30 protein-coding genes and 4 tRNA genes are annotated in these 19597 nt (G+C 56.5%); 4 read left to right on the top strand and 30 right to left on the bottom strand.

Annotated elements, in window-relative coordinates; translation table 11 throughout:
• From B9Z50_RS15715 to rpe, 14 genes are all read right to left on the bottom strand, one after another.
• Positions 1-139: GTP-binding protein (locus tag B9Z50_RS15715; protein ID WP_233200730.1), on the bottom strand; the 139-nt coding region annotated here is incomplete at its 3' end.
• Between the two features lie 73 nt (positions 140-212).
• A tRNA-Thr gene (locus B9Z50_RS15710) sits at positions 213-287 on the bottom strand.
• 30 nt (positions 288-317) lie between these two features.
• Positions 318-391, bottom strand: a tRNA-Gly gene (locus B9Z50_RS15705).
• 87 nt (positions 392-478) lie between these two features.
• A tRNA-Tyr gene (locus B9Z50_RS15700) sits at positions 479-564 on the bottom strand.
• A 62-nt stretch (positions 565-626) separates the two neighbouring features.
• The gene (locus B9Z50_RS15695) at positions 627-1379 is read right to left on the bottom strand and encodes a uracil-DNA glycosylase (RefSeq protein ID WP_108365708.1); all 753 of its coding nucleotides are present in this window, start codon (positions 1377-1379) and stop codon (positions 627-629) included.
• An 8-nt stretch (positions 1380-1387) separates the two neighbouring features.
• Positions 1388-2176, bottom strand: a complete 789-nt coding sequence (trpC, locus tag B9Z50_RS15690; RefSeq protein WP_108365666.1) for an indole-3-glycerol phosphate synthase TrpC — start codon at positions 2174-2176, stop codon at positions 1388-1390.
• On the bottom strand, positions 2169-2309 hold the full coding sequence (locus tag B9Z50_RS17810; RefSeq protein WP_199221768.1) for a hypothetical protein: 141 nt from the start codon (positions 2307-2309) through the stop codon (positions 2169-2171). The genes trpC and B9Z50_RS17810 overlap by 8 nt, the downstream gene beginning before the upstream one ends.
• A gap of 3 nt (positions 2310-2312) precedes the next feature.
• Positions 2313-3341 carry an anthranilate phosphoribosyltransferase gene (trpD, locus tag B9Z50_RS15685; RefSeq protein WP_108365665.1) on the bottom strand — a complete coding sequence of 343 codons (1029 nt, stop codon included), beginning with the start codon at positions 3339-3341 and terminating at the stop codon, positions 2313-2315.
• Positions 3342-3380: 39 nt separating this feature from the next.
• A complete protein-coding gene (locus B9Z50_RS15680; RefSeq protein ID WP_108365664.1) occupies positions 3381-4076 on the bottom strand; it encodes a LysE family translocator in 696 nt (231 codons plus the stop codon).
• Positions 4077-4080: 4 nt separating this feature from the next.
• Positions 4081-5157, bottom strand: coding sequence for a low-specificity L-threonine aldolase (gene ltaE / locus B9Z50_RS15675; RefSeq protein ID WP_108365663.1), 1077 nt, complete (start codon positions 5155-5157; stop codon positions 4081-4083).
• Positions 5154-5735, bottom strand: a complete 582-nt coding sequence (locus B9Z50_RS15670; protein WP_199221767.1) for an aminodeoxychorismate/anthranilate synthase component II — start codon at positions 5733-5735, stop codon at positions 5154-5156. The genes ltaE and B9Z50_RS15670 overlap by 4 nt, the downstream gene beginning before the upstream one ends.
• A gap of 2 nt (positions 5736-5737) precedes the next feature.
• Positions 5738-7237, bottom strand: a complete 1500-nt coding sequence (gene trpE / locus B9Z50_RS15665; protein WP_108365661.1) for an anthranilate synthase component I — start codon at positions 7235-7237, stop codon at positions 5738-5740.
• Positions 7238-7521: 284 nt separating this feature from the next.
• On the bottom strand, positions 7522-8244 hold the full coding sequence (gene gph, locus B9Z50_RS15660) for a phosphoglycolate phosphatase (protein WP_108365660.1): 723 nt from the start codon (positions 8242-8244) through the stop codon (positions 7522-7524).
• A gap of 14 nt (positions 8245-8258) precedes the next feature.
• Positions 8259-8939: a ribulose-phosphate 3-epimerase gene (gene rpe / locus B9Z50_RS15655; RefSeq protein ID WP_108365659.1), complete on the bottom strand. Its 681-nt coding sequence runs from the start codon at positions 8937-8939 to the stop codon at positions 8259-8261.
• Between the two features lie 29 nt (positions 8940-8968).
• On the opposite strand from rpe, the gene apaG reads away from it, so the two are divergent.
• Genes apaG through B9Z50_RS15635 form a run of 4 tightly spaced genes read left to right on the top strand, consistent with a single transcriptional unit; the run spans position 8969 to position 11378 of the window.
• Entirely contained in the window at positions 8969-9361 is a 393-nt protein-coding gene (apaG, locus tag B9Z50_RS15650; RefSeq protein WP_108365658.1) for a Co2+/Mg2+ efflux protein ApaG, read from the top strand.
• 39 nt (positions 9362-9400) lie between these two features.
• On the top strand, positions 9401-10360 hold the full coding sequence (thiL, locus tag B9Z50_RS15645; RefSeq protein WP_108365657.1) for a thiamine-phosphate kinase: 960 nt from the start codon (positions 9401-9403) through the stop codon (positions 10358-10360).
• 2 nt (positions 10361-10362) lie between these two features.
• Positions 10363-10899 carry a phosphatidylglycerophosphatase A gene (locus tag B9Z50_RS15640; RefSeq protein WP_108365656.1) on the top strand — a complete coding sequence of 179 codons (537 nt, stop codon included), beginning with the start codon at positions 10363-10365 and terminating at the stop codon, positions 10897-10899.
• On the top strand, positions 10890-11378 hold the full coding sequence (locus B9Z50_RS15635) for a CinA family protein (RefSeq protein ID WP_370463089.1): 489 nt from the start codon (positions 10890-10892) through the stop codon (positions 11376-11378). Before B9Z50_RS15640 ends, B9Z50_RS15635 begins: the two co-directional genes overlap by 10 nt.
• Before the next feature lie 107 nt (positions 11379-11485).
• Here the strand turns inward: B9Z50_RS15635 and B9Z50_RS15630 are convergent.
• The 16 genes from B9Z50_RS15630 to rplE form a co-directional block, all read right to left on the bottom strand.
• Positions 11486-11562 (bottom strand) — tRNA-Met (locus B9Z50_RS15630).
• Between the two features lie 18 nt (positions 11563-11580).
• Positions 11581-11967 carry a 50S ribosomal protein L17 gene (gene rplQ / locus B9Z50_RS15625; RefSeq protein WP_108365655.1) on the bottom strand — a complete coding sequence of 129 codons (387 nt, stop codon included), beginning with the start codon at positions 11965-11967 and terminating at the stop codon, positions 11581-11583.
• Between the two features lie 82 nt (positions 11968-12049).
• The gene (gene rpoA, locus B9Z50_RS15620) at positions 12050-13042 is read right to left on the bottom strand and encodes a DNA-directed RNA polymerase subunit alpha (protein WP_062407213.1); all 993 of its coding nucleotides are present in this window, start codon (positions 13040-13042) and stop codon (positions 12050-12052) included.
• Between the two features lie 100 nt (positions 13043-13142).
• Positions 13143-13766 (bottom strand): 30S ribosomal protein S4, encoded by a 624-nt coding sequence (rpsD, locus tag B9Z50_RS15615; protein ID WP_062407211.1) that lies wholly within the window; start codon positions 13764-13766, stop codon positions 13143-13145.
• An 86-nt stretch (positions 13767-13852) separates the two neighbouring features.
• The gene (rpsK, locus tag B9Z50_RS15610; RefSeq protein WP_019427456.1) at positions 13853-14257 is read right to left on the bottom strand and encodes a 30S ribosomal protein S11; all 405 of its coding nucleotides are present in this window, start codon (positions 14255-14257) and stop codon (positions 13853-13855) included.
• A 19-nt stretch (positions 14258-14276) separates the two neighbouring features.
• The gene (gene rpsM / locus B9Z50_RS15605; protein ID WP_019429278.1) at positions 14277-14642 is read right to left on the bottom strand and encodes a 30S ribosomal protein S13; all 366 of its coding nucleotides are present in this window, start codon (positions 14640-14642) and stop codon (positions 14277-14279) included.
• A 24-nt stretch (positions 14643-14666) separates the two neighbouring features.
• A complete protein-coding gene (rpmJ, locus tag B9Z50_RS15600) occupies positions 14667-14780 on the bottom strand; it encodes a 50S ribosomal protein L36 (protein WP_028820150.1) in 114 nt (37 codons plus the stop codon).
• 104 nt (positions 14781-14884) lie between these two features.
• Positions 14885-16204, bottom strand: coding sequence for a preprotein translocase subunit SecY (secY, locus tag B9Z50_RS15595; protein WP_108365654.1), 1320 nt, complete (start codon positions 16202-16204; stop codon positions 14885-14887).
• A gap of 22 nt (positions 16205-16226) precedes the next feature.
• The gene (gene rplO / locus B9Z50_RS15590) at positions 16227-16658 is read right to left on the bottom strand and encodes a 50S ribosomal protein L15 (protein ID WP_108365706.1); all 432 of its coding nucleotides are present in this window, start codon (positions 16656-16658) and stop codon (positions 16227-16229) included.
• A gap of 10 nt (positions 16659-16668) precedes the next feature.
• Positions 16669-16851 (bottom strand): 50S ribosomal protein L30, encoded by a 183-nt coding sequence (gene rpmD / locus B9Z50_RS15585; RefSeq protein ID WP_062407206.1) that lies wholly within the window; start codon positions 16849-16851, stop codon positions 16669-16671.
• Positions 16852-16865: 14 nt separating this feature from the next.
• Positions 16866-17384 (bottom strand): 30S ribosomal protein S5, encoded by a 519-nt coding sequence (rpsE, locus tag B9Z50_RS15580; RefSeq protein WP_090044609.1) that lies wholly within the window; start codon positions 17382-17384, stop codon positions 16866-16868.
• A 17-nt stretch (positions 17385-17401) separates the two neighbouring features.
• Positions 17402-17767, bottom strand: a complete 366-nt coding sequence (rplR, locus tag B9Z50_RS15575; RefSeq protein ID WP_062407202.1) for a 50S ribosomal protein L18 — start codon at positions 17765-17767, stop codon at positions 17402-17404.
• Between the two features lie 11 nt (positions 17768-17778).
• On the bottom strand, positions 17779-18312 hold the full coding sequence (rplF, locus tag B9Z50_RS15570; RefSeq protein WP_108365653.1) for a 50S ribosomal protein L6: 534 nt from the start codon (positions 18310-18312) through the stop codon (positions 17779-17781).
• Positions 18313-18328: 16 nt separating this feature from the next.
• Positions 18329-18724, bottom strand: a complete 396-nt coding sequence (rpsH, locus tag B9Z50_RS15565) for a 30S ribosomal protein S8 (protein ID WP_108365652.1) — start codon at positions 18722-18724, stop codon at positions 18329-18331.
• A gap of 18 nt (positions 18725-18742) precedes the next feature.
• Complete coding sequence (gene rpsN / locus B9Z50_RS15560) at positions 18743-19048, bottom strand: 30S ribosomal protein S14 (protein WP_108365651.1); 306 nt, start codon at positions 19046-19048, stop codon at positions 18743-18745.
• Between the two features lie 8 nt (positions 19049-19056).
• Entirely contained in the window at positions 19057-19596 is a 540-nt protein-coding gene (gene rplE, locus B9Z50_RS15555) for a 50S ribosomal protein L5 (protein WP_062408250.1), read from the bottom strand.
• Position 19597: the final 1 nt, after the last annotated feature.

Raw genomic sequence — 19597 nt, 5'->3', positions numbered from 1 at the left:
ACGCTTTGGCAGCACCGCCGAACTTGGCAGCCAACACGGTGGTGATGGCAGCAGTCAGTGTGGTTTTGCCGTGGTCAACGTGACCGATGGTGCCCACGTTCACGTGGGGTTTGGTCCGTTCGAATTTCTCTTTTGCCATATCTTCGACTCCGAAAAGTAGTGGTCAACAACCAAGACAGAGGGCGCACAACCTGCATTGCGCGCCCCAAAACTGGTGCCCTTGGCGGGAATCGGACCCGCGACCTCTCCCTTACCAAGGGAGTGCTCTACCACTGAGCCACAAGGGCGAAAACTTCTGACAAACTCTACCGGTTGACTGGAGCGGGAAACGGGAATCGAACCCGTGTCATTAGCTTGGAAGGCTAAGGTTCTACCATTAAACTACTCCCGCACTGTTTGCGCCGCACGAGTGGATGCTGCGCCAATGCTTGGAAACCATTTCCAATTGCTCAAATCAATCCGGCGTTAGCCAGTTTGCTGGTGGAGGAGACTGGATTCGAACCAGTGTAGGCGTAAGCCAACAGATTTACAGTCTGCCCCCTTTAGCCACTCGGGCACCCCTCCAGAAGCGAGTCTTAGATTATGCCATCTTTTTGTGACGCCCCACAAGTTAGCTCACAAAATTTTCACCATGCGATGGTTTTTTCGCCGCGTTGCGCCAAAAAGGCATTGGCCTGCACGAAATGACCACAGCCTATAAATGGAACAGGGGCACGCAGGGCCGACAAAGGCGAAGGGTGGTTGGCCATCAACACCAAGTGATGCCCTGAATACCCCGCCGCATCAATCAAGGCTTTTTTGGCCTGGGCGTGTGCACCCCACAACATGAACACCACCGGTCTTGAACTTTGGGCCACAGTCTGGACCAACTGATCGCTCAACACCTCCCAACCCCAGCGGGCATGGCTGGCGGCTTGCCCGTCTTGGACTGTCAAACAGCTGTTGAGCAGCAAGACCCCTTGTTTGGCCCATCGCACCAATGACCCGTTTGTAGGCATAGAAACACCAAGGCTCTGCTGCAGCTCCTTGAAAATGTTGCGCAAACTGGGCGGCAGGCGAACACCTGGCGCCACCGAGAAGGCCAGGCCTTCTGCCTGGCCGGGTCCGTGATAGGGGTCTTGCCCCAAAATCACCACCCGAACTTCGTTCAATGGCGTCAGGCTCAGCGCCCGAAAGGGCTCGGACGGGTAAATGATTTGCCCGGCATTCAGGGCATCGGTCAGGCGCTCGGACAAGGCGAGCCCGGGCTCCGAGCTCAGAAAGGCGTCCACCAAGCCTCGCCACCCTGCGTCCAATTTTTGAAGATCTGCAGGCCAATTCAGCCCTGAATGGGGAACGACCCGTGGCTCTTCAAACCCCAGGCTTTGTTGCCCCGTCATGCGGGTCATCAGGCAAAGAGTTTGGCCAGCGCCTCACCGGGCTCGTTGGCGCGCATGAAAGCCTCGCCCACCAAGAAGGCGTTAACTTGAGCCTCGCGCATCCGCCGGACATCTTCCGGTGTTTGAATGCCGCTTTCGGTCACCAGCAAGCGGTCGGCCGGCACATCGGGCAGCATGTCCAAGGTGGTCTGCAGGGACACCTCGAAGGTTTTCAGGTTACGGTTGTTGATGCCGACCAAACGTGTTTTGAGCTTCAGGGCGCGCTCGAGCTCGGCTCTGTCGTGCACCTCCACCAGCACCGCCATGTCCAAACTGCGGGCCACCGCCTCCATCTCGGCCATGTGAGCATCGTCCAGGCAGGCCGCGATGAGCAAAATCGCATCGGCGCCCATGGCTCGGGCTTCGTAGACTTGATAAGCATCGATCATGAAGTCCTTGCGCAGCACCGGCAGGTCACAACTGGCGCGCGCTTGCTTGAGGTAATCCACGCTGCCTTGAAAGAACTGCTTGTCGGTCAACACCGACAGGCATGCCGCGCCGAATTCGGCGTAGCTTTGGGCGATGTCGGCCGGGATGAAGTCGGCCCGCAACACGCCTTTGGACGGGCTGGCTTTTTTGATTTCGGCGATCACCGCAGATTGACCAGCGGCGATCTTGGCACGCATCGCGCCTTCGAAGTCACGGGTCAGCACACGGCTTTCGGCATCGGCGCGCACCGCAGCCAGTGATTTTTGCTTCAGGGCTGCCGCCACTTCCTCACGTTTGACCGCGACGATTTTGTCCAGGATGTCACTCATGATTTTCTTTCTGTACGGGCTCAGTGGCACCGTTTTTCAAAATGCGAACAAAGACGCGGTGCATCACCCAAGCCACGACCACAAACAAAGCCGACACGCCCAAAGCGATCCATGCGCCTTCGTCCCGCCACATGGCTCAAGCCGCCATCTGGCCAAAGGCCACAAACTGCGCCAGCTTGGCTTTGGCCGCGCCCGACTCGATGGCCACACGTGCTCGCGCCAAGCCATCGGCGATGCTGCTGGCCACATTCGCCGCGTACAAGGCCGCGCCCGCGTTGATCATGACGATGTCGCGCGCTGCGCCAGGCTGATTGTCCAGCACACCACGCAACATGGCCATGGATTGCTCGGGCGTGTCGACTTTCAGAGCCCGGTTGCTGGCCATGGTCAGGCCAAAGTCTTCCGGGTGGATTTCGTATTCGGTAATTTGCCCGTTTTTGAGCTCGCCCACCAAGGTGGCCGCGCCCAGGCTGATCTCATCCATGCCATCGCGCCCATACACCACCAATGCATGCTCAGCCCCCAAGCGTTGCAAGGCACGCACTTGAATGCCCACCAAGTCAGAGTGGAACACCCCCATCAAGATGTTCGGAGCGCTGGCTGGGTTGGTCAGGGGGCCGAGGATGTTGAACATCGTGCGCACCCCCAACTCTTTGCGCACCGGGGCCACGTTTTTCATGGCGGGGTGGTGGTTGGGGGCGAACATGAAGCCGATACCCACCTCATCGATCGACCGCGCGATCTGCTCTGGCGACAGGTGGATGTTGCCGCCCAGGGCTTCGACCACGTCGGCACTGCCCGATTTGCTGCTCACGCTGCGCCCACCGTGCTTGGCCGTTTTGGCTCCAGCAGCAGCGGCCACGAACATGGCGCAGGTCGAGATGTTGAAGGTGTGGGCCCCATCGCCACCCGTGCCCACGATGTCCACCAGGTGTGTGGGGTTGGCCACATTCACTTTGGTCGAAAACTCGCGCATCACTTGCGCGGCGGCTGTGATCTCGCCAATGGTTTCCTTTTTCACACGCAGGCCTGTGACCAGCGCGGCGGTCATGACTGGCGACAGCTCGCCATTCATGATCATGCGCATGAGGTGGAGCATCTCGTCGTGAAAAATTTCGCGGTGCTCGATGGTGCGTTGCAGCGCTTCCTGAGGGGTAATGGGCATGGTGAGTTTCCTCTCGGATGGTGGAGTTCGTTAAAAAATTCAGTGGGGCGGCGCGTCGGTGAAGGCCAGCTTCAAACCAAAACCGACAAACAACAAGCCCGTCAGCCGGTCCAAGTAGCGCGTGCCGCGCTGCAACCAGTGGCTCCTATGGGCCAGCCAAGAAGCGACCCAAGCCCAGCCCATGCACACCAGCAAACTGTTCACATTGAACAAGCAGCCCAAGAGCACAAAAGACCAGGCCGGATCGGGGGCCTGCGCCGGAATGAATTGCGGCACAAACGCCAGAAAAAACAGCGCCACTTTCGGGTTCAAGGCATTGGTGGCGAACGCGCCGAAGAACACGGGCAGTAAACCGCTCGCTTCTTTGGGGGCTGGTCCACCCCCGTGCTGGTCAGAATAGCCCATCACAGCGAACGCTTGTTGCCCCTTGAGACCATCACGGGCTAGGCCTGTGCGCCACAACAGGCGCCCCCCCAGCCACAACAGATAGGTCGCACCGATCCACTTGATCAGATTGAAGGCCTCTGCCGAAGTGGCCAAAACGGTCCCGAAGCCCCATGCGGCGGCAGCCACGTGCACAAAACACCCCGCCGTGATGCCCCAGGCAGCAACCAGCCCACGCTGCACGCCGCCCCCCAGGGACTGGTTGACGATGTAAAGCACATCCGGCCCGGGTGTGAGGTTGAGCAGCACACCGGCCAACATGAACATCAGGACTTGCTGCGCATCAAACATGGCTTCAGTAAACGCCTGTCCGGCTAGAGGCAGGGTTAGTCTGCTCGGACGCATTCGCCATGAAGCGCCGGATACAACCGACAGCATGGTCGATGCCTGCAGCATCCACCCCCAAGTGCGTCACAAAGCGAAGGCCGATCAAACCCGTGGCCAACACGCCATGGGCCTTGAGATCGTCCAGCAGCGCCGGGCCACGCCCATCGGCCACATCCACAAACACAATATTGGTTTGCGCCGAACGCACGCTCAGACCCGGCACACCTTGCAGACCTTGGGCCAGCCGCTGCGCCAGCGCATGGTCATCGCCCAATCGGTCCATATGGTGATCCAAGGCGTACAAAGCCGCAGCCGCCAAAATGCCGGACTGACGCAAACCACCGCCCAACACCTTTCGCCAGCGCAGCGCCTTGTCAATCAGTTCACGGGAGCCGCACAAGGCCGAGCCCACGGGTGCGCCCAACCCCTTGCTGAAACAAACAGAGACGCTGTCGAAAGGGTCCACGATGCGCCGCACGCTGGCCGTGACTGGCCCGCCTTCGGCCTGCGCAACGGCTGCATTGAAGAGGCGGGCACCATCCAGATGCACGGCCAAGCCATGCTGCCGGGCGAGGGCAGTGGTTTGCCCCAAATAAGCCAGCGACATGGGGTGGCCGTTCCAGGTGTTTTCCAGCGCCAGCAAGCGTGTGCGTGCAAAGTGGCAATCGAGGGGTTTGATGGCTGCGGCGATATCGGCCAGCGCCATTTCGCCCAAGCTGTTTTGCGCCAGGGGCTGCGGCTGGATGCTGCCCAGCACGGCCGCACCACCGCCTTCGTAGCGGTAGGTGTGCGCGTTTTGCCCGACGATGTACTCGTCGCCCCGCTCGCAATGCGCCATCAGGGCGCACAGGTTGCTTTGTGTGCCCGAGGGCATGAACAGAGCCGCTTCTTTGCCAGTGATCTGCGCGATGCGCTCTTGCAAGGCATTGACCGTGGGGTCGTCGCCAAACACATCGTCGCCCACTGGCGCTGCCAGCATGGCCTCGCGCATGGCGGCGGTGGGCTGGGTGACGGTGTCGCTGCGCAGATCAACGGTTATGTTCATGGCCGCACCAGAAAGTTTTTGAGCATGGCGTGGCCATGCTCGGTCAGGATGGATTCGGGGTGGAACTGCACACCTTCGATGTCCAACTCGGTGTGACGCACGCCCATGATCTCGCCATCATCCGTCCAGCCCGTGACTTTCAGGCAGGGCGGGCAAGTGGCCCGCTCAATGGCAAGAGAGTGGTAGCGGTTGACGGTGAACTGCTCGGGCAAGCCCGCGAACACGCCTTCTTGCGTGGTGGTGATGACACTGGTCTTGCCGTGCATCAATTCCTGTGCACGAACGATCTTGCCGCCAAAAGCCGCGCCAATGCTTTGGTGACCCAAGCACACGCCCAAAATGGGCAGTTGGCCTGCAAAGTGCTGGATGGCGGCCACCGAAATACCCGCTTCAGCTGGCGAGCACGGGCCGGGCGAAATGACCAAGCGATCAGGCTGGCGGGCTGCAATGCCCTCGAGCGTGATTTCGTCGTTGCGAAAGACCTCGACCTCCGCGCCCAGTTCACCGAAGTACTGCACGATGTTGAAGGTGAACGAGTCGTAGTTGTCGACCATCAGGAGTTTGATTTTTTTCGACATGTTCACTCCAAGCCTTCTTCGACCAACTCACTGGCCCGCAACAAAGCACGCGCCTTGTGTTCGGTTTCGCGCCACTCCATCTCAGGCACCGAATCGGCCACCACCCCGGCCGCAGCCTGCACATACAGCGTCTGGTCCTTGATGACGGCTGTGCGGATGGCGATGGCCACATCCATGTCACCCGCATAGCTGATGTAGCCGCAAGCGCCGCCGTAGATGCCGCGTTTGACGGGCTCGAATTGGTCAATCAGCTCCATGGCATGAACCTTGGGCGCACCTGTCAAGGTGCCCGCCGGGAAAGTGGCTTTGAGCACATCCATGTTGCTCATGCCCTCGTTCAACACGCCTTCGACGTTGCTGACAATGTGCATCACATGGCTGTAGCGCTCGACCACAAAGGCCTCGGTCACCTTGACCGATCCGATCTGGGCGATGCGGCCAATGTCGTTGCGCGCCAAGTCAATCAGCATCACATGCTCGGCCCGCTCTTTGGGGTCGTTGATCAATTCCTGCTCAGCGGCCTTGTCCTTTTCAGGCGTTGCGCCCCGTGGGCGTGTGCCTGCCAATGGGCGGATGATGACTTTGGCGCCTTCGTCAGTTTGTTCCTGTCGCACCAGAATTTCGGGGCTCGCCCCGACGACATGGAAGTCGCCGAAGTTATAAAAATACATGTACGGGCTGGGGTTGAGCGAACGCAGCGCCCGGTACAGCGAGAGTGGGCTCTCCGTGTACCGCTTTTTGATGCGCTGACCCACCTGCACCTGCATGAAATCACCGCCTGCGATCAGCTCCTTGGCTTTTTCCACGGCGGCGATGTAATCGGCCTTTGCAAAGTCCCGCTCGGCCGGGTAGGACTGGGTGGCCTTGACCACCGGGGCGCTCACCGAGTACTTGAGTTGCTCTTTCAAATCGCGCAGGCGTTTTTTCGCGCCCACATAGGCCTCGGGCGTGGCCGGATCGGCATAAACAATCAGGTAGAGCTTGCCCGACAGGTTGTCGATCACCGCGAGTTCTTCGCACTGCAGCAGCAAGATGTCGGGCGTGCCCAAGGTGTCGGGCGGACAGGATTTTTCGAGTTTCTTCTCGATGTAGCGCACCGCGTCGTAACCAAAATAGCCCGCCAGGCCGCCACAAAAACGGGGCAGGCCCGGGCGCAAAGCAACCTTGAAACGCTTTTGGTATTGCTCGATGAAGTCGAGAGGGTTGCCCGCAGCCGACTCGATGACCAGGCCATCACGCACGACTTCGGTCTTGGCCTCTGCGCCAAATCCGCTGGCACGCAGCAATGTGCGTGCAGGAAGGCCAATGAAGCTGTAGCGGCCAAAACGCTCGCCGCCCACGACCGATTCGAGCAAGAAGCTGTATTGGCCGTTGTCCTTGGTGTGGGCCAGCTTCAGGTAAAGCGACAAAGGCGTTTCCAGGTCCGCAAAGGCCTCCAGCATGAGGGGAATGCGGTTGTAGCCTTGGCTGGCCAGGCTTTTGAATTCAAGTTCGGTGATCACAGGCTAGAGCCTCCAAAGCGCTCAACGACCTCAGGCGAGGTGTTTTTCATTCATCCAGGTGCCCGATCATGGTGTTTATGAAACCGGGCGCGGGTGGCGGGCAAGCCGCACAGTCGATGGGGTCAGGCTGGCCGACGCCAGGGCCAGGCTCCCCGGCCTTCCGCAAGGAAAAGGCTCGGCAGGCTGGCTGCGCTGGAGTGGCTGTGGACGATGAACATGATCTGTCAAGTGTAGCAAAGCCCGCAGACCCAAGTTCACCGGATCTGCGCCTGCTCGGCCTTAGTTCATCGGCCCGCGGCGCACAAACGCTCTGGCAAATCGGCCAGCGTGTCCAACCAAGCAGCAGCAGGGGTGTCTTGTACGCGCTGACCGTGGTTGTAGCCGTACGTGACCAGCACCACCGGACAGCCTGCAGCATGGGCGGCCTGCGCGTCGTTGCTGGAATCCCCCACCATCAAGGTGCGTGCAGCAGCCGTGCCCAGCGCCTCACAGGTTTTGATCAAGGGCAAGGGGTCGGGTTTTTTGCGTTCGAAACTGTCCCCACCAAACACGGGGCCAAAGAAGTGGGTCAGCGACTTTTCTTTCAGCAAGTCCTGCGCAAAGGCCAAGGGCTTGTTGGTCAGGCAGGCCATGGGCATGCCCTGCGCAGCCAAAGCCTCCAGTGCTTCCAGCGCGCCCGGGTAAACATCGGCAAACTGCCCATTGATGGTCAAATAGTGGTGCTGGTAACGCTGCCATGCACGGCCGAAAAGGGCATCCACCGACAGGGCAGGGCAAGCCTGGCCAACGCCTTTGACCTCTGGCCGGTTGATTTGATGCGCCAGCAAGGTGCGAATCAGATGCTCAGAGCCTTTTCCAATGGTTTGCTCGATCAGCGCATCCGAAACCGGCGGCAAGTCCAGATCGGCCATGGTGCGGTGCAAGGCCACCTGAAAATCACCCAAGGTGTGCACCAAGGTGCCGTCCAGGTCAAAAATGACCGCGTCAATCTGCGTCAGATCCTGCATGGGGCTGCCCCACTTCAGGACAAAGCGACGCGCATCTGGTCGATCACGGCTTTGTAATCGGGTTTGCCAAAAATGGCACTGCCCGCCACAAAGGTGTCGGCCCCGGCATCCGCGACGCGCCGAATGTTGTCGGCCTTGATGCCCCCGTCCACTTCCAAGCGAATATCGCGACCGCTGCGCTCGATCCACTGGCGCGCCAGTTCGACTTTGCGCAAGGCCGAATCGATGAAGCTTTGACCACCAAAACCCGGGTTCACGCTCATGATCAGGATCAGGTCGATGTCGTCGATGGTCCACTCCAGCACATCCAGTGGTTCGGCCGGGTTGAACACCAGCCCGGCCTTGACACCCTTGCTCTTGATGGCCTGGATACTGCGGTGCACATGGGCGCTGGCATCGGGGTGAAAGCTGATGAGGTCAGCACCGGCCTCGGCAAAAGACGCTGCCAATGCATCGACGGGCGAGATCATCAAATGCACATCGATCGGAACGGCCACGCCTGTCGCCGTTTTGGCATGCGGCTTGAGGGCTTGGCAAATCATGGGCCCAAACGTGAGGTTGGGCACGTAATGGTTGTCCATCACATCAAAGTGGATCCAGTCGGCACCGGCGTCGATGACGCTTTTGACTTCCTCGCCCAAGCGGGCGAAATCAGCCGAGAGGATGGAAGGGGCAATGCGGTAGGTCGTTGTCATCCCTGAATTGTCGCAGTTAACATGTGCGCATGTCTGCTTACACTGTTCAAATTGATGTACTGCCTCACTATGTGGCAGATCAGAGCAATCCCTTGCAGGATGTCTTCGCATTCGCCTACACCGTCACGGTCACCAACACGGGTCGGGTGCCTGTTCAGTTGATTTCTCGCCATTGGGTGATCCAAGACGAACGCGGACACAGCGAGGAAGTCAAAGGCCTGGGTGTGGTCGGTCAGCAGCCCTTGCTGCGCCCCGGTGAATCTTTTCAGTACACCAGTGGCTGCCGCTTGCGAGCAGCCAATGGCACCATGCACGGCAGCTACTTTTTTGTGGCCGAGGATGGCCACCGATTCGATGCACCCATTGGCACTTTTGTGCTCGATGCCTCCAACGCCATCCCCGGCGGTCGCACTTTGCATTGAGATGCCACCTGGGTTTGACTCTCGGTTAAGCTTTGCCCCATGGGTGAATTTGAACTGATTGAACGCTATTTCAAACGTGCTGCGCGGCAAGCAGATGTCGGCATTGGCGACGACTGCGCCATTTGGACACCCACCCCAGGCCACCAACTGGCCATTTCCGCTGACATGTTGGTTGAAGGTCGACATTTTCTCTCCACCGTCAACCCCTGTGATTTGGGCCACAAGGCCTTGGCGGTCAATTTGAGTGACCTGGCCGCCTGTGGTGCAACACCTCGTGCTTTTTTATTGTCTTTGTCCCTGCCTCGGGTGGACGAGGAATGGTTGTCTGGCTTTTCAACAGGATTGTTCGCCTTGGCCGATGCACATGGCTGTGAATTGATCGGTGGTGACACCACCCAAGGCCCTTTGAATGTGTCCATCACGGTGATGGGCGAGGTGCCTGTGCGTCAAGCCATTTTGCGCTCGGGCGCCCAAGTTGGTGACGACGTGTATGTGAGCGGCCATTTGGGCGATGCCCGTCTTGCGCTTGAAGCATTTCGCGGCACGGTGAGCTTGCCGCAAGCTGTTTTTGAGTTGGCTCGCGCTCGGTTGGAACGGCCTACTCCGCGCACGGCCCTGGGTGTTGGATTGCGTGGCCTGGCCACCGCCATGGCCGACATCAGTGATGGGCTTTGGGGAGATTTAGGTCACATTCTCAATGCCAGCCGCCTAGGGGCAGATCTACACTTTCCTGCGATTTCGAATTTGATGTTGACCCGTGACACATGGACTTGCCCTGCGGACTTGTTACAACAATGCGTTCTGTCGGGTGGCGATGATTACGAACTGGTCTTTACCTCTCACCCGTCCCATCATCATCAAGTGATGTCCTTGAGTGAGTCCTGCAACACGCCTGTCACACGCATTGGTCACATCACGGCCGATCCCCGCTTGCTTTTACTTTCTAAAGATGGGCGTGTTTTACCCAACACCTTCCGCTCATTCGACCATTTCGCTTGAAGATGTCCTCCATTTCTGACATATCCGATCCTTCGGTAAACCCTCCGATACGACCCACAGCTTCTTTCATGTGGCGTCATCCAGCCCATGCCATTGCCTTGGGATTTGGCTCAGGTTTGTCACCCAAAGCCCCGGGTACGGTGGGCAGCCTGTGGGGCTGGGCCTCATGGTTGTTGATTCAAAACAACTTGTCTCTGAATGCTCAGGCAGCCCTGCTCTTGGTTTCGCTGTTCATCGGTTGGTGGGCATGCACATTGACAGCAAAGAACATGGGCGTGAGCGATCCCGGCTCCATCGTTTGGGACGAGATCGTGGCCATGTGGTTGATCTTGTTTTTGATGATGCCTGCTGGCTTCATGGCTCAACTGTCGGCTTTTTTGCTCTTCCGTTTTTTTGATGCCGCCAAGCCTGGCCCTGTCGCTTGGGCCGATCGATTGTTCAAAGGGTTTGGATGGCGTGGCGGCTGGGGCATCTTGTTTGACGATCTGGTGGCTGCCTTTTGCACACTGCTGGTTCTTGCCTTGTGGAGATGGTTCTGATGTCAAATATTGCACTCAACTTGGCGGATAAGTTGATGTCCTTGGGTTGGATGATGGCCACTGCTGAAAGCTGCACAGGCGGCTTGATTGCAGCCGAATGTACGGATCTGCCCGGTTCAAGTCGCTGGTTTGATCGGGGTTTGGTGACCTATTCGAATTCAGCCAAATCTGATTTATTGGGGGTTGATCCGTCTTTGATCGCAAGCCATGGTGCAGTGAGTGAGGAGGTTGCCCGGGCTATGGCTTTGGGTGCCTTCTACAGGACAAACGCACAGGCATCCATTTCGGTCACTGGTATTGCAGGACCAGATGGTGGTTCTGCTACCAAACCGGTGGGCACGCTTTGGTTTGGCTGGTGCATCGATGGCTTGGTTTATTCAGAGTGCCGTATTTTTACCGGCACTCGACAACAGGTGCGACAAGCCAGCTGCGCGCATGCACTATTGGGTTTAAGCCAGCGCCTGCCGATCCAGCAATGACGAGGTCAATTAACTCTGATATGTTGGAAGTTGTTAGATACATTGGCATCAAAAACGAAAAAACCCTCCGAAGAGGGTTTTCTTGAATTCCAACAGATGTTGAAAATTGGTTGCGGGGGCCGGATTTGAACCAACGACCTTTGGGTTATGAGCCCAACGAGCTACCAGACTGCTCCACCCCGCGGTATCTCTGAATTATACCTTACTCAGCTGCTGTTTCAGCAGTAGTTTCGGTACGATCGACCAATTCAACCAAAGCCATCGGTGCATTGTCACCCACGCGGAAACCCATTTTCAGGATGCGTGTGTAACCACCAGGACGTGAAGCCGAACGTGGGCCCAACACAGTGAACAATTTGGTGACGCTGTCGCGGTCACGCAAACGGTTGAACGCCAAACGACGGTTCGACAAGTTGTCCACTTTGGCCAAAGTGATCATAGGCTCGATCACGCGACGCAATTCTTTGGCCTTAGGCACTGTGGTTTTGATGACTTCATGCTCGATGAGCGAGTTCATCATGTTTTGGAGCATCGCAAGGCGGTGCGAGCTGGTGCGATTGAGTTTACGAAGGCCGTGTCCGTGACGCATGGTGCTTTCCTTTCTTTATTAAACAGACAGCCGTATCAGGTACTGCCCGTGCACAACCCGGATCATTTCCGGGAACTTGAGATTATCGCTTTTCCAGACCTGCTGGTGGCCAAGCTTCGAGCTTCATGCCCAAAGTCAAACCACGAGAAGCCAGGACTTCCTTGATTTCGTTGAGAGATTTTCGACCCAGGTTAGGGGTCTTGAGCAATTCATTCTCAGTGCGTTGGATCAAGTCGCCGATGTAGTAAATGTTTTCTGCTTTGAGGCAGTTGGCCGAACGAACGGTGAGTTCGAGTTCGTCCACTGGGCGCAACAGGATCGGATCGAAACTGCCCGCACCACCACGCACGGCAGGTGCATCAAAGGCCGACAGCTCGCTGCCTTCCAGTTGTGCAAATACCGCCAACTGTTCCACCAGAATCTTGGACGATGCACGCACAGCGTCTTCGGCTGTGATGGCACCGTTGGTTTCGATCTCAATGACCAGCTTGTCCAGATCGGTACGCTGCTCGACACGTGCGCTCTCGACGGTGTAGCTCACGCGCTTAACAGGCGAGAACGAAGCGTCAAGAACAATACGACCCAAGGCCTTGGTGGGCTCGTCGGCATAACGACGCATGCTGCCTGGCACATAACCACGGCCTTTTTCGACCTTGATTTGCATGTCCAATTTACCGCCTTGCGACAAATTGGCAATGACGTGCTCAGGGTTGATGATTTCGACATCATGCGGAGTCTGGATATCAGCCGCCGTAACGGGACCTTCTCCATCCTTGCGCAGGCTGAGCGTGACTTCATCACGGTTGTGAAGCTTGAAAACAACGCCTTTGAGGTTCAACAAGATGTTCACGACATCTTGTTGAACGCCATCAATGGAGGAGTACTCATGCACGACACCAGCGATGGTGACTTCAGTGGCGGAGTAGCCGACCATGGAAGACAACAAAACACGGCGCAGCGCATTACCCAGGGTATGGCCGTAACCACGCTCAAAAGGCTCCAACGTGACTTTGGCACGGTTGGCGGCCAATTGTTCGACCTGGATAGCTTTGGGTTTCAACAAATTGGTTTGCATTCAGACTTCCTCTCAATACCCCCGGTTCGTTACACCGGTAAGGCTGATGAAGCACCCGACCCACAATGCCTTGTGCGTCGGGAACGATTGAAACAGCGTATTAACGTGAATACAGTTCGACGATCAACGATTCGTTGATGTCAGCACCGAATTCGTCGCGGTCAGGCACTTTCTTGAAAGTACCTTCAGCCTTGTCGGCATTGACTTCCACCCATGCAGGCATACCGACTTGAGCGGCCAATTGCAGAGCTTCAACCACGCGGTTTTGCTTCTTCGATTTTTCACGAACAGCAACCACATCACCGGCCTTGACCAAGTAAGAGGGGATGTTCACGGATTGACCGTTCACAGTGATGGCTTTGTGTGAAACCATTTGACGGGCTTCTGCACGTGTTGAGCCAAAGCCCATGCGGTAAACCACGTTGTCCAGACGGCACTCGAGCAAAGCCAACAGGTTAGAACCTGTGTTGCCCTTACGGCGGTCAGCTTCAGCAAAGTAGCGGCGGAACTGCTTCTCCAGCACACCGTACATGCGTTTGACTTTTTGCTTTTCACGCAATTGCAGACCATAGTCTGATGTGCGCTGACCCGAAGTGCGACCGTGCTGGCCTGGCTTAGAGTCGAATTTGGACTTGTCCGCAATCGAGCGACGTGCGCTCTTGAGGAACAGGTCGGTGCCTTCACGGCGTGAGAGTTTGGCCTTGGGGCCGAGGTAGCGTGCCACTTGATTTTCCTTTATGCAGCTGCCGCATCAACAAATGCGGGAGCCAGGCGATGCAAGCATGGCCTGGCGGTGGGCTTGGTTTGAGATTAGATACGACGGCGCTTTTGAGGGCGGCAGCCGTTATGGGGAACCGGTGTCACATCGGCAATCGATGTGATGCGGATACCCAATGCACCCAAGGCACGAACCGAAGACTCGCGACCTGGACCGGGGCCCTTGATCTCGACGTCGAGGTTTTTGATGCCCTGTTCTTGGGCAGCACGACCCGCCACTTCAGAGGCGACCTGAGCTGCAAAAGGTGTCGATTTGCGCGAACCCTTGAAACCCTGACCACCCGATGAAGCCCACGACAAGGCGTTGCCTTGGCGATCGGTGATCGTGATGATGGTGTTGTTGAACGAAGCGTGCACGTGAGCAATACCGTCAGCAATGTTCTTGCGGACTTTTTTGCGGACACGTTGTGCGGCGCTGTTTGATTGTGCTTTTGCCATGGTGGTCTCTCAATCCTGCTTATTTCTTCAGAGCCGCAGCGCCTTTGCGCGGACCCTTGCGAGTACGTGCATTGGTACGTGTACGCTGACCGCGCATGGGCAGACCGCGACGGTGGCGGAAACCACGGTAGCAACCAATGTCCATCAAACGCTTGATGTTCATGGTGGTTTCGCGGCGCAGGTCACCTTCGATGGTGAAGACTGCGATCTGGTCGCGAATTTTTTCCAAGTCTGCGTCGGTCAGATCCTTGATCTTTTTCGAATATGCGATGCCAGAAGCTTCGCAAATTTGTCGAGCGCGGGTGCGACCAATACCGAAAATGGCGGTCAAGCCAATTTCAGCATGTTTGTGCGGCGGAATGTTGATGCCAGCGATACGTGCCATTTTCGTCCTCTAAAACTAATTCAATCAGCCTTGACGCTGCTTGTGACGTGGATCGGTGCAGATCACACGAACAACGCCTTTACGGCGGATGACTTTGCAGTTACGGCAAATTTTTTTCACCGAAGCAGAAACTCTCATGGTTCTCTCCTAAAACTCATCGATACCCAGACTTCACAGACCAGGTGAAAAATATGGCCCCTTGCAACAGCTCAGGGTTCTTTACCAAACATGCATCAAGCCGATTAAGACTTGAAGTTCGCTTTCTTCAAAAGCGAGTCGTACTGTTGTGACATCAAGTAATTTTGTACTTGTGCCATGAAATCCATGGTCACGACCACAATGATCAGCAGTGAAGTGCCGCCAAAGTAAAACGGAACATTGTATTTCAGAATCAAAAACTCAGGCAGCAAACACACGAAGGTGATGTAAACAGCACCCACTGCGGTCAAACGCAGCAAAATCTTGTCGATGTACTTGGCTGTTTGATCACCGGGACGAATCCCAGGGATGAAAGCACCACTTTTCTTCAGGTTGTCTGCTGTTTCACGACTGTTGAAAACCAATGCCGTGTAAAAGAAGCAGAAGAAAATTATGGCTGCCGCATAAAACATCACGTAGACCGGTTGTCCTGGTGCGAGCGCATTGGCCACATCTTTGAAAAACCTGACCACGACGCTCTCAGATGTTCCCGAACTGAACCAACCAATCAAGGTGGCCGGCAAGAGAATGATCGACGAGGCAAAGATCGGTGGAATCACACCAGCCATGTTCAGTTTGAGTGGCAAGTGTGACGATTGACCGCCATACACCTTGTTACCCACCTGACGGCGTGCGTAATTGACCAAAATCTTACGTTGACCGCGCTCAACAAAGACCACAAAGTAAGTGACCAGGGCCACCACCACGATGATCAACATCGAGATCAACGGGTTCATTGCACCAGTTCGAACCAGTTCAAACAAACCACCCAAGGCGTTCGGCAAACCGGCAGCAATACCTGCGAAGATCAGAATCGAGATGCCGTTGCCCAAACCACGCTCAGTGATTTGCTCACCCAACCACATCAGGAACATAGCCCCGGCAGTCAAACTCACAACTGCTGTCATTCTGAAACCCAAGCCCGGATCGATCACAAGACCAGCAGAGGCCTCCAGAGCTACGGCAATGCCGAAGGACTGGAAGATCGCCAAACCCAATGCACCAAAACGGGTGTACTGAGTGATCTTGCGACGACCTGCTTCGCCTTCTTTCTTCATTTGCTCAAACATGGGAACCACGTATGTCATCAACTGCATCACGATCGAGGCAGAGATGTAGGGCATGATGCCCAAAGCAAATACCGTAAAGCGAGACAGAGCGCCACCCGAGAACATGTTGAACAAGCTCAGGATGCCGCCTTGCTGACCATTGAACAATTGCTTGAGCTGGTCAGGGTCGATTCCAGGCACAGGGATATGTGCACCTATTCGGTAAACCACCAACGCCAACAGCAGGAAGACCAGCCGACGACTCAAGTCACCGTACTTGCCTGCTTTGGCTGTTTGATTAGCGTTGGTTGCCACTTTGTGTCTCGTCCATCAAGGTTCAGGCCACGGAGCCACCAGCAGCTTCAATCGCTGCCTTGGCACCTGCTGTCGCACCAATGCCTGTCAACTTGACAGCTTTGGTCAATTCACCCGTGTTGATCACCTTGACCACTTTGGCCATGTGTGCAACCAAACCGGCTTGCTTCAAAGACAAAACATCGACTTCAGCCATGTCCAGACGCGACAGCGTTGTCAGGGTGATCTCAGCGTTGTACTTGAGGGTTTGCGATTTGAAACCGCGCTTGGGCAGACGACGCTGCAAAGGCATTTGACCGCCTTCGAAACCCACCTTGTGGTATCCACCCGAACGTGACTTTTGACCTTTGTGACCGCGACCTGCAGTCTTGCCCAGGCCGGAGCCAATACCACGACCGACTCGGCGTGGTGCGTGCTTTGAGCCTTCTGCGGGCTTGATGCTATTGAGTTCCATCATCAGCCTCTTAGAGAACTTTGACCAGGTAACTGATCTTGTTGATCATGCCGCGCACTGCGGGCGTGTCTTGCAACTCGCTCACAGAGTTCAGCTTGCGCAAGCCCAAACCACGCACTGTGGCGCGATGGGAAACTTTGGTGCCAATCGGGCTGCGAACCAGTTGGACTTTCACAGTTGTTGCTGTCGTCATGTTCGTTCTCCGGTTCAGCCGAACAGTTCTTCAACCGACTTGCCGCGCTTGGCAGCCACGTTGGAAGCTGTTGTGCAGTTGGACAATGCGTCCAAGGTGGCACGAACCATGTTGTAAGGGTTGGACGAACCATGGCTCTTGGCCACGATGTCGGTGATGCCCACCACTTCGAACACAGCACGCATTGGACCACCAGCAATGATGCCGGTACCCTTTGGAGCTGGTGCCATCATGACGCGGGCTGCGCCGTGGTGACCGTTCACGGCATGGTGGATCGTGCCATTTTTCAGGTGGACTTTGGCCAGGTTGCGGCGAGCTTCTTCCATCGCTTTTTGCACAGCTGCTGGCACTTCTTTCGATTTGCCTTTGCCCATGCCAACTTTGCCATCGCCATCACCGACCACAGTCAATGCTGCGAAACCGAGGATACGGCCGCCCTTGACCACTTTGGTCACGCGGTTGACCGCGATCATCTTTTCGCGCAGACCGTCTTCAGGACCGTCGCTCTGCGGTTTTGCTGTAAATTTAGCCATTTGTAACTCCGATCCGTTTAGAACTGCAGACCTGCTTCACGGGCTGCTTCGGCCAAAGCCTTGACACGACCGTGGTAAGCGAAACCTGCGCGGTCGAAGGCGACCTTCTCAACGCCAGCAGCTTTTGCTTTTTCAGCAATACGCTTGCCGATGACGGTGGCTGCAGCGGCATTGCCGCCTTTGCCTGCAGCACCCAGTGCTGTACGCACTTCGGCTTCGGCGGTGGAGGCACTGGCCAACACTTTGGTGCCGCAGCCAGAAATGACGCTGGCGTAGATGTGCAAATTGGTGCGGCTCACGGTCAAACGCGCCACGCCCTGCTGGGCAATGCGGATGCGTGTTTGGCGTGCACGACGCAGACGCTGCTCTTTCTTGGTCAACATGATGCAGCTCCTTATTTCTTCTTAGTCTCTTTGATCGTGATCTTCTCATCCGAATAACGGATACCCTTGCCTTTGTAAGGCTCAGGTGGACGAACAGCACGGATCTCAGCGGCAATTTGGCCAACACGTTGACGGTCGGCACCCTTGATCACGACTTCTGTCGCGGTCGGAGTGGCCACCGTGATGCCAGCGGGCATCTCGATGTTGACGGGATGTGAGTAACCCACAGCCAGGTTCAATTTGGCGCCAGAAGCAGCCGCTTTGTAACCCACACCGATCAGGTTCAACTTCTTTTCGAAGCCTTTGGTCACGCCAGTGACCATGTTGTTCACCAGCTGACGCAAGGTGCCACTCATGGCATTGGCTTCACGTGAATCATTGGCAGGCGCAAAACTCAGTTTGCCGCCTTCGTTGTTCACGGTAACCAGTGTGTTTGCGGCGATGGCCAATTGACCACCAGCGCCCTTCACACTGATTTGTGTTGCATTGATCGACACATCCACACCAGCGGGGATGGTCACAGGCATTTTTGCTACTCGGGACATTCAGTCTCTCCTGCCTTTAAGCGACGTAGCACAGCACTTCGCCGCCGACACCGGCTGCACGCGCTTTGCGGTCGGTCATCACACCTTGGGGTGTGGTGACAATGGCGACGCCCAAGCCGTTTTGGACTTGTGGGATGGCATCACGGCCTTTGTACACGCGCAGGCCAGGACGGCTCACGCGCTCGATGCGCTCAATCACTGGGCGACCGGCGTAGTACTTCAGGGCGATTTCGAGAACGGCTTTGCCGTCTTCGGTTTTGACTTTGAAGCCGTCAATGTAGCCTTCATCCTTGAGCACTTGGGCAATGGCCACCTTCACTTTGGAAGAAGGCACCATCACAGCAGCCTTGGCCACCATTTGTGCGTTGCGAATGCGGGTCAACAGATCGGCAATGGGATCACTCATGCTCATGTTGTTATCTCCTGCCGATTACCAGCTGGCCTTGGTCACGCCCGGGATATGACCGGCGAAGGCCATTTCACGGATCTTGGCGCGGCCCAGACCAAATTGACGGAACGTACCGCGTGGGCGACCGGTGATTTCACAGCGGTTGCGTTGACGGGTCGGGTTGGCGTTGCGTGGGAGCTTTTGCAGACCCAGACGGGCAGCTGCACGCTCTTCATCGCTGCGCTTGAAATCATTGGCAACGGCCTTCAATTCCGCGTATTTCTTCGCGAATTTGGCTGCCAGTTTTTCACGCTTGAGCTCGCGCTCGATCAAAGCTACTTTAGCCACGTGGCACCTCAGTTCTTGAAGGGGAAGCGGAAAGCTGCCAAGAGCGCTTTGCACTCTTCGTCAGACTTGGCCGTGGTGGTAATGCTGATGTTGAGACCGCGCAAGGCATCAACCTTGTCGTACTCAATCTCAGGGAAAATGATCTGCTCTTTGACGCCGATGTTGTAGTTGCCGCGACCATCGAAGGCACGACCGGAAATACCACGGAAGTCACGCACACGGGGCAATGCCACGGTGACAAAACGGTCCAGGAATTCGTACATCTGAACGCCGCGCAGAGTCACCATGCAACCGATAGGTTGCTGCTCACGGATTTTGAAACCCGCAATCGCCTTCTTGGCTTTGGTGACCACAGGCTTTTGGCCTGCAATCTTGGTCAGGTCGCTCACAGCGTGGTCCATGACTTTCTTGTCGGCCACAGCCTCAGACACACCCATGTTCAGAGTGATCTTGGTGATGCGAGGCACCTGCATGGGTGACGTGTAGCCAAACTTGGCTGTCAGGTCAGCAGCGATTTTCTCGCGAAAGAGTTGTTGCAAACGTGCCATG

This window comes from Limnohabitans sp. Bal53, assembly GCF_003063355.1.
In the GTDB taxonomy this organism is placed as follows: Bacteria; Pseudomonadota; Gammaproteobacteria; order Burkholderiales; family Burkholderiaceae_C; genus Limnohabitans_A.
Note: the sequence above shows the minus strand (reverse complement) of the source record. Positions and strands in the feature narration are given on the sequence as shown.

What these genes read in the sequence shown, in the direction of transcription:
- apaG (WP_108365658.1), top strand. Translation starts at nt 8,969, where the DNA reads ATGTCTGCTTACACTGTTCAAATTGATGTACTGCCTCACTATGTGGCA.
- rpoA (WP_062407213.1), bottom strand. Translation starts at nt 13,042, where the DNA reads ATGCAAACCAATTTGTTGAAACCCAAAGCTATCCAGGTCGAACAATTG.
- rpe (WP_108365659.1), bottom strand. Translation starts at nt 8,939, where the DNA reads ATGACAACGACCTACCGCATTGCCCCTTCCATCCTCTCGGCTGATTTC.
- thiL (WP_108365657.1), top strand. Translation starts at nt 9,401, where the DNA reads ATGGGTGAATTTGAACTGATTGAACGCTATTTCAAACGTGCTGCGCGG.
- ltaE (WP_108365663.1), bottom strand. Translation starts at nt 5,157, where the DNA reads ATGAACATAACCGTTGATCTGCGCAGCGACACCGTCACCCAGCCCACC.
- rplQ (WP_108365655.1), bottom strand. Translation starts at nt 11,967, where the DNA reads ATGCGTCACGGACACGGCCTTCGTAAACTCAATCGCACCAGCTCGCAC.
- rplR (WP_062407202.1), bottom strand. Translation starts at nt 17,767, where the DNA reads ATGTTGACCAAGAAAGAGCAGCGTCTGCGTCGTGCACGCCAAACACGC.
- B9Z50_RS15695 (WP_108365708.1), bottom strand. Translation starts at nt 1,379, where the DNA reads ATGACGGGGCAACAAAGCCTGGGGTTTGAAGAGCCACGGGTCGTTCCC.
- trpC (WP_108365666.1), bottom strand. Translation starts at nt 2,176, where the DNA reads ATGAGTGACATCCTGGACAAAATCGTCGCGGTCAAACGTGAGGAAGTG.
- rplO (WP_108365706.1), bottom strand. Translation starts at nt 16,658, where the DNA reads ATGGAACTCAATAGCATCAAGCCCGCAGAAGGCTCAAAGCACGCACCA.
- B9Z50_RS17810 (WP_199221768.1), bottom strand. Translation starts at nt 2,309, where the DNA reads ATGTGGCGGGACGAAGGCGCATGGATCGCTTTGGGCGTGTCGGCTTTG.
- rpsE (WP_090044609.1), bottom strand. Translation starts at nt 17,384, where the DNA reads ATGGCTAAATTTACAGCAAAACCGCAGAGCGACGGTCCTGAAGACGGT.
- rpmJ (WP_028820150.1), bottom strand. Translation starts at nt 14,780, where the DNA reads ATGAGAGTTTCTGCTTCGGTGAAAAAAATTTGCCGTAACTGCAAAGTC.
- rplF (WP_108365653.1), bottom strand. Translation starts at nt 18,312, where the DNA reads ATGTCCCGAGTAGCAAAAATGCCTGTGACCATCCCCGCTGGTGTGGAT.
- rplE (WP_062408250.1), bottom strand. Translation starts at nt 19,596, where the DNA reads ATGGCACGTTTGCAACAACTCTTTCGCGAGAAAATCGCTGCTGACCTG.
- rpsK (WP_019427456.1), bottom strand. Translation starts at nt 14,257, where the DNA reads ATGGCAAAAGCACAATCAAACAGCGCCGCACAACGTGTCCGCAAAAAA.
- B9Z50_RS15680 (WP_108365664.1), bottom strand. Translation starts at nt 4,076, where the DNA reads ATGTTTGATGCGCAGCAAGTCCTGATGTTCATGTTGGCCGGTGTGCTG.
- trpD (WP_108365665.1), bottom strand. Translation starts at nt 3,341, where the DNA reads ATGCCCATTACCCCTCAGGAAGCGCTGCAACGCACCATCGAGCACCGC.
- rpmD (WP_062407206.1), bottom strand. Translation starts at nt 16,851, where the DNA reads ATGACGACAGCAACAACTGTGAAAGTCCAACTGGTTCGCAGCCCGATT.
- rpsM (WP_019429278.1), bottom strand. Translation starts at nt 14,642, where the DNA reads ATGGCACGTATCGCTGGCATCAACATTCCGCCGCACAAACATGCTGAA.
- B9Z50_RS15635 (WP_370463089.1), top strand. Translation starts at nt 10,890, where the DNA reads ATGGTTCTGATGTCAAATATTGCACTCAACTTGGCGGATAAGTTGATG.
- B9Z50_RS15640 (WP_108365656.1), top strand. Translation starts at nt 10,363, where the DNA reads ATGTCCTCCATTTCTGACATATCCGATCCTTCGGTAAACCCTCCGATA.
- rpsH (WP_108365652.1), bottom strand. Translation starts at nt 18,724, where the DNA reads ATGAGCATGAGTGATCCCATTGCCGATCTGTTGACCCGCATTCGCAAC.
- B9Z50_RS15670 (WP_199221767.1), bottom strand. Translation starts at nt 5,735, where the DNA reads ATGTCGAAAAAAATCAAACTCCTGATGGTCGACAACTACGACTCGTTC.
- gph (WP_108365660.1), bottom strand. Translation starts at nt 8,244, where the DNA reads ATGCAGGATCTGACGCAGATTGACGCGGTCATTTTTGACCTGGACGGC.